Source organism: Soehngenia saccharolytica DSM 12858, assembly GCF_059568515.1.
In genome coordinates, this window is sequence record NZ_JCANTN010000012.1 from 13,932 (window position 1) to 30,241 (window position 16,310).

The 16,310-nt window shown below is 31.9% G+C and carries 17 protein-coding genes; 3 read left to right on the plus strand and 14 right to left on the minus strand.

Features of this window, described 5'->3' with window-relative positions:
* Positions 1-2 precede the first annotated feature (2 nt).
* From BO51_RS04810 to allB, 6 genes are read right to left on the minus strand one after another with little or no spacing between them, the layout of a single operon-like run.
* Entirely contained in the window at positions 3-242 is a 240-nt protein-coding gene (locus BO51_RS04810; RefSeq protein ID WP_496484502.1) for a hypothetical protein, read from the minus strand.
* Between the two features lie 14 nt (positions 243-256).
* Complete coding sequence (locus BO51_RS04815) at positions 257-520, minus strand: BMC domain-containing protein (protein ID WP_496484504.1); 264 nt, start codon at positions 518-520, stop codon at positions 257-259.
* A gap of 17 nt (positions 521-537) precedes the next feature.
* Positions 538-1,887, minus strand: a complete 1,350-nt coding sequence (locus BO51_RS04820) for a UbiD family decarboxylase (RefSeq protein ID WP_496484506.1) — start codon at positions 1,885-1,887, stop codon at positions 538-540.
* 4 nt (positions 1,888-1,891) lie between these two features.
* A complete protein-coding gene (locus BO51_RS04825; RefSeq protein WP_496484508.1) occupies positions 1,892-2,449 on the minus strand; it encodes a UbiX family flavin prenyltransferase in 558 nt (185 codons plus the stop codon).
* Positions 2,450-2,499: 50 nt separating this feature from the next.
* Positions 2,500-3,111 (minus strand): cysteine hydrolase family protein, encoded by a 612-nt coding sequence (locus BO51_RS04830; RefSeq protein WP_496484510.1) that lies wholly within the window; start codon positions 3,109-3,111, stop codon positions 2,500-2,502.
* A 50-nt stretch (positions 3,112-3,161) separates the two neighbouring features.
* Entirely contained in the window at positions 3,162-4,760 is a 1,599-nt protein-coding gene (gene allB / locus BO51_RS04835; protein ID WP_496484512.1) for an allantoinase AllB, read from the minus strand.
* Between the two features lie 206 nt (positions 4,761-4,966).
* Between allB and BO51_RS04840 the strand changes: the two genes are divergently transcribed.
* Complete coding sequence (locus BO51_RS04840; protein ID WP_496484514.1) at positions 4,967-5,662, plus strand: cyclase family protein; 696 nt, start codon at positions 4,967-4,969, stop codon at positions 5,660-5,662.
* A gap of 34 nt (positions 5,663-5,696) precedes the next feature.
* Here BO51_RS04840 and BO51_RS04845 read toward each other — a convergent pair whose 3' ends face one another.
* Together BO51_RS04845 and guaD are read right to left on the minus strand one after the other, a co-directional pair.
* Positions 5,697-7,358, minus strand: a complete 1,662-nt coding sequence (locus BO51_RS04845) for a PucR family transcriptional regulator (RefSeq protein ID WP_496484516.1) — start codon at positions 7,356-7,358, stop codon at positions 5,697-5,699.
* A gap of 62 nt (positions 7,359-7,420) precedes the next feature.
* Positions 7,421-8,680, minus strand: coding sequence for a guanine deaminase (guaD, locus tag BO51_RS04850; RefSeq protein ID WP_496484518.1), 1,260 nt, complete (start codon positions 8,678-8,680; stop codon positions 7,421-7,423).
* A 177-nt stretch (positions 8,681-8,857) separates the two neighbouring features.
* On the opposite strand from guaD, the gene namA reads away from it, so the two are divergent.
* Positions 8,858-9,874, plus strand: coding sequence for an NADPH dehydrogenase NamA (namA, locus tag BO51_RS04855; RefSeq protein ID WP_496484520.1), 1,017 nt, complete (start codon positions 8,858-8,860; stop codon positions 9,872-9,874).
* Positions 9,875-9,921: 47 nt separating this feature from the next.
* Here namA and BO51_RS04860 read toward each other — a convergent pair whose 3' ends face one another.
* The 5 genes from BO51_RS04860 to BO51_RS04880 form a co-directional block, all read right to left on the minus strand.
* A complete protein-coding gene (locus BO51_RS04860) occupies positions 9,922-10,668 on the minus strand; it encodes a peptidylprolyl isomerase (protein ID WP_496484522.1) in 747 nt (248 codons plus the stop codon).
* Between the two features lie 73 nt (positions 10,669-10,741).
* The gene (locus BO51_RS04865) at positions 10,742-10,939 is read right to left on the minus strand and encodes a cold-shock protein (protein WP_496484524.1); all 198 of its coding nucleotides are present in this window, start codon (positions 10,937-10,939) and stop codon (positions 10,742-10,744) included.
* A 309-nt stretch (positions 10,940-11,248) separates the two neighbouring features.
* Positions 11,249-11,743 (minus strand): methylglyoxal synthase, encoded by a 495-nt coding sequence (locus tag BO51_RS04870; protein WP_496484526.1) that lies wholly within the window; start codon positions 11,741-11,743, stop codon positions 11,249-11,251.
* Positions 11,740-12,486 carry an acyl-[acyl-carrier-protein] thioesterase gene (locus BO51_RS04875; protein ID WP_496484528.1) on the minus strand — a complete coding sequence of 249 codons (747 nt, stop codon included), beginning with the start codon at positions 12,484-12,486 and terminating at the stop codon, positions 11,740-11,742. Before BO51_RS04875 ends, BO51_RS04870 begins: the two co-directional genes overlap by 4 nt.
* A gap of 17 nt (positions 12,487-12,503) precedes the next feature.
* On the minus strand, positions 12,504-13,352 hold the full coding sequence (locus BO51_RS04880) for a DMT family transporter (protein ID WP_496484529.1): 849 nt from the start codon (positions 13,350-13,352) through the stop codon (positions 12,504-12,506).
* A gap of 88 nt (positions 13,353-13,440) precedes the next feature.
* On the opposite strand from BO51_RS04880, the gene mnmH reads away from it, so the two are divergent.
* Positions 13,441-14,472, plus strand: coding sequence for a tRNA 2-selenouridine(34) synthase MnmH (gene mnmH / locus BO51_RS04885; RefSeq protein WP_496484531.1), 1,032 nt, complete (start codon positions 13,441-13,443; stop codon positions 14,470-14,472).
* On the opposite strand, the gene ftsH is transcribed toward mnmH, so the two are convergent.
* Positions 14,469-16,307 carry an ATP-dependent zinc metalloprotease FtsH gene (gene ftsH, locus BO51_RS04890; protein WP_496484533.1) on the minus strand — a complete coding sequence of 613 codons (1,839 nt, stop codon included), beginning with the start codon at positions 16,305-16,307 and terminating at the stop codon, positions 14,469-14,471. The genes mnmH and ftsH overlap by 4 nt on opposite strands.
* Positions 16,308-16,310 lie beyond the last annotated feature (3 nt).

Genomic DNA, 16,310 nt, shown 5'->3' on the forward strand with positions numbered 1-16,310 from the left:
GTCTATTCCCCCCTTTTTAGTTTTTCAGCTAGTTGCTCAATTGTTATCATTTCTGATGAAATACTTTGTGATTCGTCATTTTCGTAACATTGCTCTGTATTGCCTTTAAGCAAAGCTCTTAGTATGTTTTCTTCTTTATCAACTAAGATATCATAGCTATTTATTTTTTTTTGCGAAGAATTATCTACCTTGATATCTTTTGTTATATTGCTCATAATAACCCTTGCTAATGGATTTACCATTTATTTCACCACCATTATATTATCTTTCCTACCTCATCGTGTGGTCTTGGAATTACGTTTACAGATATTATTTCAGCAATCTTTTGTGCATGTTCTTTCCCGCTTTCTACAGAAGCAATTACAGCACCTACGTCACCTGTTACTGTAACACATACTATTCCCGAGCCTACAATTTGAAAATCCGCCAACTTTACGTTGGCTGCCTTCAACATTGCGTCAGCAGCTTCTATTGCTCCGACTAAAGATTTAACTTCAACTATTCCCATAGCTTGTAACATTTAATCACCTTCTTATTTTATATAGTAGGAAAGTACTTATTAATATCTATTTTATCAAACCCTGGTATTTTTGTCCTTTCAAATCTTTCTATATCACCTGTTATAGGCTTTGTAGCATCTATTCCAACTTTATCAGATGTACCATTTATAGTATGAGACGGTTCTAATGCCGAACCTAGTGCAGATGGAATAATGACAAAATCATTGCTTGCTTGTGCTCTAGTTGTTATTGCCCACTCGATTTCTTGAGGATCGTAAATGTCCACATCGTCATCAACAATTACAATTTGCTTTAGCTCACTATTATATCCCAATCCCGATATAATTGCAGATTTACCGTCTCCAATATTATGCTTTCTTATAGAGGCAACGGCATTGAATCTGTACCCTCCTCCTTCTGTCACATAAACATCTGAAACATCAACAACTTTATTCAAATTTGTATATAGCTCAATTTCTCTAATCATTCCATTTGAAACATGCTCCTCTCTACACGGAAAAGCTATTTGAAATATAGGGTCATTTCTATACATAACTGCATCTATCTCAATAATAGGTTGAGGTTTCTCAATTCCATAGTAGCCCATCAGTTCACCAAAAGGGCCTTCTGGTTCTCTTTTGCCAGGGACTATCCTGCCTTCTAAAACTATTTCACAATAAGCAGGTACTAGCAAATCTACAGTTTCGCATTTAACAAGTTCTAAAGGCTCATCTCTTAATGCGCTATCTATCCTGTATTTGTCTACACCATATAAATCTGTACTATATTGGCTTGCAAGAAGAAATTCAGCATCATAGCCTAGAACTATCGCCACTTCCATTGGTTGATTTTGTTTTTCTTTCTTCAAAAAATCGTTCATTAATTTTTTCGAGGCTATTAAAACTGATAATTTATTGCCTCCTAAGTATTGGAATCTTCTAATAGATGTATAATACTCATCTTTTTCATTGTCTTTGACAACCAATACTCCTGCTGTTATGTACCTAGACGAATCTTTTTCATTAAATTTAGGTATAGGGAATAATCTCTTCAAATCTATGTTGCGCTTCACTATATTTTCTTTAACAGGCCCATCTTTTACGACTTTATAATCCTTAGGATTAACTAAAGCACTAATGAATTTATCAATGCGATTCTTTTTATCTAATCCCATTAAATTGTATATTATATCTCTATTGCCGTATAATCCGCCTATTGCTCTTTTTTTATCTCCATCAACATTATTAAATAGAATAGGCGTTTTGTTGTTAAAATGTTTTAATACAGCTCCTAATTCATATTCAGAAGATACATTCTTCTTACATTCAAGTAAGTCATTCAAATTTTTAAGTTTTTCCAGAGTTGCTCTAAGCATTTGTGTTTCCACTCTTTCACCTCCCATTCCATCGATTTACTAAATTATTTTCAATATTTAAATTGTCTAAAATCCTGCCTGTAAATTGTATGATTATGTCTTCAATCGAACTAGGATTGTTGTAGAAACTAGCAATAGGAGGTAATATTTTTATTCCTAATGTGCTTAATTTTAGCATATTCTCTAGATGAATAGAACTCAACGGTGTTTCACGGGGAACTAATACCAATTTCTTGCTTTCTTTAATAACCACATCACAAGCTCTAGTTAATAAGCTGTCAGAGTATCCATTAGCTATAGCAGACAAAGTTTTCATTGAACACGGAACAACAACCATTCCATCAACTTTAAACGATCCACTCGCAATAGGCGCCATAAAGTCATCGTTTTTATAATAATAGCTCGCTAATTTAGATAATTCGCTCACACTTAAATCGCATTCTTGGTTTAAGACAAATTCACCCATTCTTGAAATTACCAAATGAGTTTCAATATTAAGTTCATTTAAGGCTTTAAGTAAAGATACTGCATAGATTGCTCCACTCCCGCCTGTAATCCCAACTATTACACGCATTTTTGTCCCCACTTTCGTTTAAATACTAGGCGAGCTAATGCTCGCCTTAGTTATTCAACTTTATTCTCTTTATCTCCTCCGCCTTCCCATGGATCAACACCCTTATCCCAGGCTTCAATATATTCATCTACAGTCATTACTTTTGTAAATATACTTAAATCTCTCAATCCGCTTAAGTGCATTTCCTCTGTCTTTGATTGTACAGCATCGCTCAGAGTTATAACTTTATATGCATAATACAATGCATCAGATGCAGAGCTCCTAACACATACGTTTGTCCATGTTCCAGTAACAACTATTGTATCTATTTTTTCCTCTCTGCAATATAAATCTAAGTCTGTGTGTGCAAATGCACTATGTCTTCTCTTTTGAACAATATATTCATTATCCAAAGGTCTTAATTCATCAATAAAGTCCGAACCCCAAGTACCTTTTACAGCATGAACTGGCCTTACTTTAAAATCAGCATCATTTTTTCTATGTGCTTCCTGTATAAATATGAGTTGGACATCGTCATTTCCATTTCTATTTCTTTCTCTAACCCAATCAAATAGTTTTTGCATTGTGGGTATTATTTTTCTACTATTAGGGCAATATAAAACTCCATTTGGATCAGCAAAATCGTTTAGCATATCTATTACTAAAATTGCATGTTTAGTCATTTTATCTTTCCTCCATTATATTTTAGTTTGAAAATTTAATCAATAAGATATTAAAAAGTTATTCTTCTTGGAAGCACTTGGATGCTTTGTCTCTTAACAAACTGACCAAATCCTGGTTTTACTTTTATACCTTTTATGCCCCTTATATGCTCATCGATTATCTCTGGATGTTGTTTCCTGTAGCTGTTTTCATATTCTTTACTATGCAGATGAGGGAATTCTTTTAATATGTCTTTGTACCTTTCTTCTAACCCCTCAGGATAGTTGTGTACTATTCTTTGCATATCTTCATCTGTCATTTTAGCTAATTCGCTTTCATCATTGTCTTCATAAATTAAATGGCCTCTTAAAACGGTTTTAGCAACTTTCCCTTTAAGTTCCATACCTTCTAGCGGAGTGTAACCACACATGGAGGCAAGTTTCTTAGGATCAACTTTCCATCTCTTATCTAAATCAATGATTGTGAAATCGGCATCTGAACCAATATTCATTGCTCCTTTTTTTGGATAAATACCATAATGTTTTGCCGCATTTGTTGACAATACTTCTACTAATTTACTCAATGAAAGTCTTCCTTTATTGTAGCCTTCACTAATCAGTACAGGGACCATTGTTTCTACACCTGGAATTCCAGGGAAAGATGTCCATATGTTCATTCCCTTGCTTAGTTTTTCGCTTTCTAACTCATATGGTGCATGATCAGTAGCCATGAAATCAACGCTTCCATTTCTCAATCCTTCCCATAGTTCTTCATTGTCTTTTTTAGTTCTAAGAGGTGGTGCAATTTTAGCTAATGGACCATATTTAGTCATAGCTTCTTGATAATTTAAAGTTAAATAATGAGGGCATGTTTCACTAGTGACATTTAATCCTCTTTTTTTGCCTTCACCTATTAATTTTGCACCTATTCCTGTACTCATGTGGACAATGTGAAGTCTAGCGCCTGTATGTTCTGCAAAGCTAATTCCTAGCTCTATAGCTACTTTTTCCGCTAGTTCCAATCTTGCTTCTGCCCAAGCCGGTCCATCTGTTCTTCCTTCTCTTTGGTATTTTTTTACATAATAATCACACATAGCATAGTTTTCTGCATGAATCCCTATAGGTAGTCCTGTCTTAGCAACTTCTGTGAAAGCTTCAAGCATTTCAGGATCGTCAACTCTTGGATATGTTGGAACAGAAGGTGTCATATACGCTTTATATGCAACAACACCATATTCAGCTTGTTCTTCAACATTATGTAACCATCCGTTTCTAACATCTTCACCAGTTACTCCACCCCAAAATGCGAAGTCAACTAGTGCCTGTGGACTTACTGCATCTAATTTCAATTTAAGCTGTTCAACTGATCTAACTGATGGCACAGAACAACAAGGCATATCAATAATTGTTGTTACTCCACCGGCTGCTGCAGCGGCAGTACCTGTTAGAAAGTTTTCTCTATGTGGAAAACCTTGATACATAAAATGAGTATGCGAATCAATACAACCAGGCAATGTTAAATGTCCATTTGCGTCAATTATTTCTTTTGCGTCAATCCCATCAATATTGTCAATAAATCCGGCAATCTTTTCATCTTTTACCAATATGTTTGTCAATGTAGTTTCATCCGCTTGTGGTATCCTAGCATTTTTAATAATTACATCGTACATCATAATCCCTCCCTTTATATATTTACATATTAATACTATCACAATTATATTGAATAAACTTTGTGAATATTTAATAAATATTTATTGTAAAAATAGTCTATTATCTCTTTACTTTGTTGATTTATTATAATGATTTGTAAAACATTTATATAGCTAAAAAAAAAATATGTCATATAATATTATTAACACATGAAAGAGGTGATTAAATGGCTCTTAAAATTGTAGATTTGACCCAAGAGATTTTTCAAGGAATGTCTATTTTCCCAATGCATCAAAAAACTTTTATTATGACTAATATGACTTATGAGGAAAACATGAAAGAAACAGGAAGTAAAACCTTAGGTTTTTCAGCAAGAAATTTACTTATAAGTGAACATTGCGGTACACATAGCGATGGAATAAGCGAATTTAAAGAAAATGGCTTAACCATTGATAAAATGTCTTTGGATTACTTCTTTGGCTCCGCTATATGTTTGGACTTGAGTAGCGTGACATATCCAGATTATATAGAAGTTGCTGATTTAAGGAAAGCACTAGAAAGATCAAAGCAAGAAATAAAAAAGAATGATATTGTGTTGTTGTATACTGGTCATTATGATCGTTTCTATGGAACTGAGAACTATCAAAAAGAATACACTGGTCTTAGTTATGAAGCTGCAAAGTTTTTAGCTGAAAGTGGGGTTATAAACATTGGAGTGGATTCACCAGCTATTGATTTGACACCTGATGATATAAATTTCTCCGGACATATGATTTGTGCGGAATATGACATTACTAATACTGAAAATTTATGTAATTTAGACAAGCTTATAAACAAAAGATTTCTCTATATAGGTTTACCATTGAAAATAAAAGATGGCTCAGGGTCACCTATTAGAGCTATTGCAGTATTAGAAGAATAAGGGTAAGAACCTTATTCTTCTAATCATTTGTGCTCTATATCATTTGCTTTATTTTCAACGCTATTTCAAGGTTCAATCTATCGTTTGAATCGTTTAAATTTGCCCCTGTTATTTCTTGAATTCTGTTTATCCTGTAAAGTATTGTATTGTAATGTGTGTACAAAGTTTCCGACATTTTAGTCAGATTTCCATTACAATCAAAATAGCATTGGAGAGTCTTGACCAATTCAGTAGATTTTTTCTCATCGTAATCTACAAGTGGTTTAAGTGTTGTATTGTAGAAATCATCCAATTCCTCACTTAGAAAATCTTGACAAAGTATCTTAAAAACACCAAGCTCTTCATATGTTATTATTGTTCTATTTGTTAATTCTTTACCTGTCCTTATAGTCCTTAATGCATCAGAGAAGCTCTTATTTGCATTATCCAGCCCTCTATAAATTCTTCCTACACCAATTCTTAAATCTACACTATCTAATCTTTTCTTTATAGTTTCGTAGATGTTTAAATTGAACTCATTCAGTTTTTTCTTGTAATCATTAGTATTATGGAATTCTAATAGTATCTGTATTCCATTTAGTTTAGTTGAAACAATACCATTTAAATAAAAATTCTTCATTGTTTCCTCGATAGATGAGACAACTTGATTGGAATGTTTCTTTAGATAGTCAAATAAAAAATCATCATCTTCATTTTCAAGTTGTGGAAGCTTAAAGCTCATGACTTCAACAATATAAAAATCGTTTGGAGCTAGATTGAAAAAATGAGCTCTTTCAAGCGCTTTTCTTTTTCTTTTTGAATCTTGAGAAATTAAATCCTCAAAAAACTCTGATCTGTAATTTATCTCTACTTCCTTTACGTTCATATCTTGAAGTATAGATAGTGAAATAATTGTTGAAGCTGATTCCATTATAGATAAATCAAATCCTCCAAGTGGAGTATTTATAGACCATGATATAATGTAACCATATACTTCTTCTTTTAATACAATTGGAATAGCCATTCTATCAACATACTTGCCTGAAATAATGACCTTATCCTCATACATTTTTTTAGATCTTGACTTATTTATATCATAAAATTTATTTAAATCTTTTCTTAGATCTGTTATCGTATCTTCTGAAATATCTTGAAAGTACTCGTAGGAAGTATCTTGATGTTTCATTTTAAGCGCAACAGGATTTTTTATATTGTTATAGACAACATCTAGTACTTCTTCCATTGATTTCCCATCAAGCATTATTTCCATAAATTTTTCATGAGCTTTTTCTATCCTTTCAAGTAGGGAAGTTTGTTTATTATATATTTGTTTCATAACTTCCATAAGAATTTCTGATAAAGGTAGAGAAGGGTCAATTTCAATAATTGGAAAGTTCAATTCCTCTGCAAACGCTAGGATTTCTTCATTCATATTGGTCAAGTAAGGAGAAATTTTAATTCCTATGCCAGCTAAATTTTGTTCTTTGGCATTTAATATTATGCTTTTTTGATAATCTTTATCTGCTTTATTAAAAGAATATGCAGTTGTCAATAAAAGCTCTCCGCTTTTTACCCAATCAAAAATATCAGGGTCTGCAATTATATTTACTCTTGATACAGTATTTCTTATTCCTTTAAATCCTGCTATCAATTTGCACTTGCTCATTAAAGGGAGATTTAAAACATCTTCTAAACTAATACCATTTTGCCTGGGCATTCGACAACCACCTCTTAATTTTACTATACTATTTTGATTATAGCACAGTAATATATAAAAGTCTAGTGATTTACACTATTGGCGCCTACATATACCGCGATGATGTTATTTTCATTTCCAGAGTAAATATATTTTTGCAATCTTTCTAATACACCGAATTTATTAATATCCAATAAATTGCTGTCGTCTATTACCAATAAATCTGCTTTATATCCTCGTTCTAAACTTCCTACTTTCCCAAAAAATTTGCCTCCACCCTTAGTGGCCATATAAAAAACCTCAGAAAATGATAACGGGTATAATTCTTTGTCCGATTCCAACCACTTGATTTTAGAAGCTTGAATCGTGCTTACTATTGATTGTGGAATGCTTAAAGTGTTTCCTCCAGAAATGTCACTTCCCAATCCAACATCTACCCCATAGTCTAAGTATTTTCTAACAGGCATTATACCGCTTGATAGATTGAAATTTGATAGTGCACAATGTGCTGCAAACACACCATTCTTTTTCATTAATTCAATCTCATCATCAGAAGTGTATATACAATGTGCCATTACCGTTTTTGTTTGTCCAAATAATCCAAACTTGTTGTAAACACTAGCATAATTTTCAATGTCAGGATGCAATTCCTTCACCCATTCCACCTCATTAGTATTTTCACTTAGATGAGATTGAACTGGGACATTATACTTAATAGCCAATTTCGATAATCCTTTCATTAATGTTGTTGAGCACGATGGTACAAATCTCGGTGTTATAATTGGTTTTACTCTATCGCTTTTTGAGCTTAGTATTATTTCCTCTGTTTGTGCAATAGATTCATCAGTATTCTCACATAATTCATCGATAGTATTTCTATCCATATTGACTTTTCCAACATATGCTCTTAGATTTGCTTCCTCTAGCAAATCCATTAACAGCATCGTACTTTCCTTATGGATTGAAGCGTATATTACTGAACTTGTCGTTCCTTTTTTTATGAGATCAGATACAAATTTACTATATGCAATATTTGCATATTCTAAATCTATAAACTTTGCTTCTTCAGGAAAGGTGTATGTATTTAACCACGGAATTAGTTCCTTATCCATTCCTAATCCAATGTTAAAGAATTGAGATGAGTGAAGATGAATATCAACAAATCCTGGTATAATCAATTTACCTGTGTAATCTAAATACTCACAATCACTTGGGATACTATCAATATAACGGCAAATTTCTTTTACTTCACCGTTCTCTACAATGAGGTATGAGTCCTCATTGATTTCAAACATAGCTGGACTTTTTGTGTAGACAATGTCACCTTTAAAAATTTTTTTCATGTTCTCTCTCCTCGAATAATAATTACTGATATCAGTATTATATATTTTCTGACACTTTCTTAGTATGTATATCTACTACAAAATAGTAAATATATAATTCAAATATTATTTTATCACAATTCCAAGATATTGTGATAATTTGTATTAATTGTGGTATATATATCAAGAGGTGATATAATGTTAACTTTTCAACCGATAAAAATAAATAATTTATCTTTAAAAAATAGAATTGTAATGCCACCAATGTGCATGTACTCAAGTGATGACAGTGGTTTAGTAAAAGAGTTTCACAAAGTTCATTACATTCAAAGAGCTTTAGGCGGAGTTGGTCTGATAATTCAAGAAGCTACAAGTGTGGAAAAGAGAGGTAGAATATCAGAAAATGACTTAGGAATTTGGGAAGACAATCAAATAGAAGGGCTGAAAGATTTAGTGGCTAATTTGAAGAAATATGACACAAAAGTCGCAATACAATTGGCTCATGCAGGAAGAAAATGCGGGGTTAGGGATGAAGATATAATTTCATGTTCTGCTATTAATTTCAATGATGACTATAAAACGGCACGCGAAATGACTACTGAAGATATAAAGGCAGTAATAGAATCATTTAAATTAGCTGCATCTCGTGCCTTAGAAGCAGATTATGATGCTATCGAGATTCATGCAGCCCATGGATATTTAGTTCATCAATTTCTTTCCCCAATAACAAATCATCGAGATGATGAATATGGTGGAACCTTAGTCAATAGAGTAAGATTTTTAAGGGATATCTTGACATCAGTACATGAAGTTTGGCCAAATGATAGACCAATTATATTGAGAGTTTCAGCTAGCGATTATGTAAAAGATGGCATAGATGTTTATATGATGAAGGATATTGTAAATCAAATTAAAGATTTAATAGATATATTACACGTAAGTTCAGGAGGCCTTGTACTAGCTCCTATCAATCTATTTCCTGGATATCAGGTTAAATTCGCTGAATATTTAAAGGAAGAAACAGGTCTGCCAACTATAGCAGTAGGATTAATTACAAATATTGAACAAGTTGAGGAGATTTTAGGGAATAATAGATCTGATTTAGTTGCTTTAGGAAGAGAGCTATTGAGAAATCCAAATTGGGTTCTTAATAACGCAAAATTAAACGATGTAAGAATTCAATACCCATCACAATATTTACGTGCATATAAATAAAAATAAGCCGCAGAAAGCTGTAAAGCTTGTCTGCGGCTTATTTTTATTTATAATATGTTCACAGGATATTTTATTTTTAGTGAGTTTACTTTGTTTAAATATTTTTCTTCTTGTTTTAACATCAGTAATTGCTTTTCAATTTCGTCTCTTACTTCTTCTAAAGAATAAACATCTTCTGCAGATTTCTCATTTATTTTTATAATATGATATCCAAACTGTGTCTTAACTGGTTCGGACATTTCCCCAATCCCCAATTTAAAAGCAGCATTCTCAAATTCAGGAACCATTTGTCCTTTGCCAAATTCTCCTAAATTTCCTCCAACTTCTTTCGATGGACAAGTCGAATACTGTTCAGCAGCTTTTTCGAACTCTAATCCCTCATTTATCATATCTATAATATCATATGCTTTCTCTTCATCTTCGACAAGTATATGACTTGCATTCAAAGTCTCTTGTTTTTTAAACATATCAGAATGTTCATTGTAATAATTTACTATCTCTTCATCTGTCACTTTAACTCCTTCAACAATTTTATTAAAAGCATATCCCTTTAATAAATTATCCTTAACAGTCTTTAAAACTTCTTTAAATTCAAAATCATTTTCATAACCGTTTTCTATGGCATCAAGATAAAGGAGTTCTTGATTAACTAATTCCTCTATAATTCTTTTTATGCCTTCTTCTGATTGAAATTGAGCCGCAGTTTGTGGGTTCATTTCATTTAGGAATTTCATAATGTCATTTGTAGTTATCTCTTTGCCATTTACAATAGCAACAACATTCTCGTTATACATAGGTATCCTCCAAATAATTATTTTAAATAAACAGAAAACCTCTTAGATATCTAAGAGGTTTTAGAAGCTTTAATTATAATATAACTATTTCTTCAGCTTGTAATCCTTTTTGACCTTCTACTACACTAAATTCAACTGATTGGCCTTCTTCTAATGTTTTGAAACCATCTTTTTGAATTTGTGAGTAATGTGCAAAAACATCATTGCCTTCTTCAGTAGTAATAAAACCAAAACCTTTTTCTGCGTTAAACCATTTAACTGTACCTTTCATTGTACAACCTCCAAAAATTTATTAATATTTCTTTAATTCATGTAACCTACAACAATAAATTTCTAGTTATACACACTAAAAGGTAAACCGAATTATTGTTACTATTTATTACTCCTGAATTAAAGCTCAATAGTATTGTATCACCTAATTGTTTAAAAATCAACTATTTTATTGAAATTTTTTTATAATTATATATAATTTGTCATATATGCGGTTTTTAATATTCTTCAATCACTCTATTTCAGCTGTTTATACTAAATAAATAGGTTGTATTAAATATGGCTTATTTATATTTTTATAGAATATGTGCTACTTATTGTTAAATTTTTCTATCCTTTTTTGTGCACTATATTCCAAGTTTATGATATGCCTTTTATATTTTGTACCCATCAATGGAGAAGATAGCAAAAAATCTGCAGTTGCTCTATTGTTTGCTACAGGAATATCATATAAAACAGCAATCCTCAATAATGCTTTTACATCAGGATCATGTGGTTGAGCTTCAAGTGGGTCCCAAAAAAATATCATGAAGTCTATTTCACCTTCTGCTATTCTCGCTCCAATTTGCTGGTCACCACCTAGTGGCCCAGATTTATATTTCTTCACATTTAATCCTGTATTTTTTTGGATTAATGATGCAGTAGTCCCTGTTCCACACAAATTATGTTTTGAAAGTTCTTCTTTATTTGCGATCGCCCATCTAATTATATCATCTTTGACATTGTCATGAGCTATTAATGCTATATTCTTTGTAGCTTCCATTTCAATTATTTCCTCGTTTATGTCTATGCCTTTATTAATCATCTATTTTCCCTCCATATTATTTGGCCAAATGCATGATCATTATCCATACTTGTTATCTTATAATTATATATTATTTCATTATTAACTTCTTTAGAAAAAAAATTTACTATTGGCCTGTCATCGTATAATACTTCCTTTTTATATTCAATTGATATGTTTTTTATAAGGTAATTATTCAATATTTGATCATCAGTTGAGTCTATCATCCATTCTAAATACCTAACATTATTCACATGATTATTATTGTCTATATCTGATTTCCTAACATAAATTTCTTTTCCCTTAGTATATAAATAGCTATTGTACTGTTTGAAATCGACCTGTCTTTCAACCATTTTCCCATTATCAGTTGAAAAAGCATGAATCATATCAATTGGAATTCTCTTTGGTCTTTTTGTAGTTGAATCAACTAATATCCATATAGTTGAGGCTCTTGCTAATTCAATATTTTCACTTGATTTCATAATAAACTCACGATAAGCATAAAACTTATTAAATCCTGTAGTCCAGGTTGATACTGTAACTTCTTCTTTTGCTCTGGGATAATCAGATATATCTACTTCCCATCTGTTCAATAGCCATGCAAAATTATTGTTACACAGAGTTTCATGCCCTAACCCAAGAGCATCTATATGCCAAGTTGATGTTTCTGCCATGTATGATAAAATCATTTCTGACTTTAGATAGTTTCCGATTGTTGTATCATAATAAGGTATTATATAAGTTTTAGAGTAATTTTTCATTCTTTTAACTCCTAACATTAGTTGATTGTCTCCTGCCTATTGCTTCTACTTGCTAATATAGATCTAAAAAAGATAGTTAACAATACAATAACACATCCAATTAAAGCCAAACTGCCAGGCTTTTCTCCAAATGCTAAATATACCCATACAGGATTAAGTATTGGTTCAATAAACATAAGTACACTAGCTTCAATTGCATTTACGTATTTTATTGCTTCTGAATATAATATATATGATATTCCTAATTGAAATGTTCCCAATAATAGTATTCCTATTAAATCCGCTAAAGTGAAATGAACTCCACTTAAGAAAAATAGGCCTATAAAAGCTGTCAATAAATGTCCTAAAAGAGTCGTTTCAACTGGAGATTCATCTTTTTGAAACCTTAAGGAAATTGTTACAATAGCTAAAAAAATTCCACTAATTATAGCTATAATATTTCCTTGTAAGCTTCCACCACCCACATCGTCGATAAATACTAAAGCCATTCCTACAATTATAAATAAAATAGACATTACATCATAGTAATGTATTTTTTCTTTTAGAATAAAATAACTTAATATTGCTACCCAAATAGGAGATGTATATTGAAGCACAATTGCATTTGCTGCTGTAGTGAGTTTATTCGCTGCAATGAACCCAATAACCATCATCGAGTAACTGATAGCCCCTGTTATTTGAGCTTTTGAAAATGTGAATTTTGGTTTTCTTACATATGTAAATACTACTATCGAAGAAACTATTGCTCTAGTTCCAGCAATTTCCATAGGTGCTAAATCAACGAATTTTAATAATACCCCTCCTGTACTCAATAGAATCGCCGATAGTATTATATATATCACTGATTTTGTGTGAATATCTTTCATATATGCCTCCAATAAATTTAAAACTTTACTAATAATAAAATAAGTATATAATATTAATTGCAAAATTTCTAGTTGAAAGAGGTAAATTATGCAAATATCTTTAACTTACGAGGAATTATTATATAAATACAAAAACCTAAATTACGTACTCATAGACGTTCGGTCTGAATCTGAGTTCTCAGAGTATACAATACCTGGATCAATTAATATTCCAATATTATCAGACAAAGAAAGGGAAATAGTTGGCTATACTTATACCCATGTAAGCCCTGAGGAAGCTAAATTTTGGGGTATAGAATTTGTGTCGAAGAAACTTCCTACATTATTCAAAAAAATATTGTCTTTGCAAAACGAATATAGTGATCTTATATTTTTTTGTGCAAGAGGTGGATATAGAAGTTCTAGTATTACAGCACTTTTGCAGAGTATCGGTATAAATGCGAGTAAATTAATTGGCGGATATAAAGGATATAGAAATTTTATCAATAAAAATCTTAATTTACTCATAGAACCAATTAACCTAGTTGTACTTTATGGAAATACAGGCACAGGAAAAACAAAAGTCTTAAAAGAATTGCAAAAATTGGATGCTGATGTATTAGACCTAGAATACTGTGCAAATCACAGAGGTTCAGTTTTAGGTAGTGTGGGCTTAAGCAAACCAAATAGTCAAAAAATGTTTGAATCTCTTATCTTTGATACACTTTATAATCGAAAAACAGATTTACTATTTGTTGAAGGGGAAAGTAAAACTATTGGAAAGTGCACAATACCAGATATGCTATTTGATAAAATTAAAAATGGAATTCAGGTTAATATTACATCATCAATTGAAAATAGAATTAATAACATTCGTGAAGACTATATATGTGGAGATGATGAGAATATTATAAAATCTCTAGAAAACCTAAGAAATCGCATGGGAAATCATTGGGTTGATCAAAAAATCAACTTGGTCAGAAATAAAAATTATGAAGAAGTAATTAAAGATTTAATATTATCTTACTATGATCCACTTTATGAAAAAAACAAAAAAGAATATGCACTAACTCTTGAAAATAACAACCCAACTGATACAGCAAAAAAATTGTACGCATATTTTAAAAAAGATGAAAGCTAAGCAAAGCTTTCATCTTTCTTTTTTAATATTTCCATAAATTCAGCACCAGTCATAGTTTCCATTTCTAATAAATAGTTTGCAAGTTCTATGAGCTTTTCCATGTTGTTTTTTAATATAGTCTTTGCCTTTTCATGGGCTTCTTTTATTATTCTCAATACTTCAGCATCTATTCTTGAGGATGTCTCTTCTGAACAAGCTAGAGATGGATCAGCAGAGAGATACTTTGATGTGACTGTTTCCAAGGCCATCATATCAAATTCTTCGCTCATGCCGAATCTTGTGACCATTGCTCTTGCGATTTTGGTGGCTTGTTCAATATCATTTGAAGCTCCTGAAGTAATACTTCCAAAGACGATTTCTTCAGCAGCTCTGCCGCCAGTAATAGTTACAATTCTGTTAAACAGTTCTTCTTTAGACATCAAAACACTCTCTTCTTCTGCTAATTGCATAGTGTAACCCAATGCTCCTGATGTTCTTGGTATAATAGTGATTTTATGCACTGGATCAGAATTAGTTTGCATAGCAGCCACGAGTGCATGCCCTATTTCGTGAAATGCTATTATTCGTTTTTCTTTAGTTGAAATAACAGCTCCTTTTCTTTGATAACCTGCAATAACAACTTCCACTGATTCATCTAAATCTTCCTGAATTATTTTTTGTCTTCCCATTCTAACAGCTCTTAAAGCAGCTTCGTTGATGATATTCGCTAAATCTGCACCAGATGCACCTGCAGTAGCTCTCGCTATAGCATTGAAATCAAGATTGTCATCTGTCTTCACTTTTTTAGCATGTACTTTTAAAATTGCTTCTCTACCTGCTAAATCTGGAAGTTCAACCGGGATTCTTCTATCAAACCTTCCAGGTCTTAAAAGTGCTTTATCCAAAGATTCTGGTCTGTTTGTAGCAGCTAAAATAACGACTCCCTCTTTGCCATCAAATCCATCCATTTCTGATAGGAGTTGATTCAATGTTTGTTCTCTTTCATCGTTACTGTTAAATCCTGAATCATCTCTCTTTTTCCCAATAGTATCAATCTCATCTATAAATACGATGCATGGTGCTTTTTCTTGTGCTTGTTTAAATAAATCTCTAACCTTTGCGGCTCCCATTCCAACGAACATTTGAACAAACTCAGAACCTGAGATTGAAAAAAACGGTACATTTGCTTCTCCAGCAACAGCTCTTGCAAGTAATGTTTTTCCTGTTCCAGGAGGTCCAACAAGCAAAACTCCTTTTGGAAGATTTGCACCTATTGATTTATATTTGCCAGGGTTATGCAAAAAATCTACAATTTCCTTTAGTGCATCTTTAGCTTCCTCTTGCCCTGCAACATCATCGAAAGTTTTACCAGTTTTTGATTCCACATATATTTTGGCATTGCTTTTACCAATGGATAAAACATCTCCTCCACCCATTCTTTTTTGCATCATTCTGCCTAATAATCTTCCAAGCATAACAAAAAATAAAATCGAAATAACCCATGAGATTATCGTAGTAAATATTGATGGAGTTGTATTAGAAACAATCTTAGTAAATTTGACACCCGAATCATATAGCCGATTAACTAGCTCCGGATCATTTATTAATCCAGTTGTATAAACAGTATCTTTATCGGTTTTCTCTTTGATGAAAATTTCCTTATCTGTTATCTCTACTTCTTCTATTTCTCCATTATCCAATTTGTCCAAAAAACTACCATAATCAATTTCCTTTACATTTGGTCCTAAAAACCTTGGCAGAACAATAGAATTCATTACTATTATAATTATTAAGGCAATTAAATAATAAAATACAATTGATCTTTTTGGATTCTTAGGCTTATTTTTTTTCTTCATATC